The 351-nt window shown below is 62.1% G+C and carries 1 protein-coding gene; it reads right to left on the reverse strand.

Going from position 1 to position 351, the window contains the following annotated elements; all coding sequences use genetic code 11:
- On the reverse strand, nt 1-351 hold a 351-nt coding region (locus tag EN857_RS33690), incomplete at both ends, for a hypothetical protein (protein WP_210235166.1).

Consider the following 351-nt stretch of genomic DNA (forward strand, 5'->3'; position numbering starts at 1 on the left):
TCAGCGATTCCTTGCGCAGGATGGTTCGGTCGCCGATCGAAATCAGGTCGGTGCATACTGGCACGGCACGGGATTCGATGACCACGTTCTTGCCGATCCTGGTTCCCAGAAGCTGCAGGTAAAGGCTGTAGAGCGGGCTGCCGCGGAACAGCACGACGGGTGCCGTGCGGAGCAAGGTTTTCACCACCCAGAAACGATAGTAGCGCAGGCCCCAGATCGGGAACGCTTCCGCCTTCCAGCGGCCGACGAGCACCCATTTGGCGACAACGGCAAAGCCCGACATGCCGAAGAACACACCGGCCGAGAGCACCACGCACCTGATGTAAAGCTGCAGCGGCCCGTCGAGCGCGT

This window comes from Mesorhizobium sp. M4B.F.Ca.ET.214.01.1.1, from assembly GCF_004791545.1.
Taxonomy (GTDB): domain Bacteria; phylum Pseudomonadota; class Alphaproteobacteria; order Rhizobiales; family Rhizobiaceae; genus Mesorhizobium; species Mesorhizobium abyssinicae.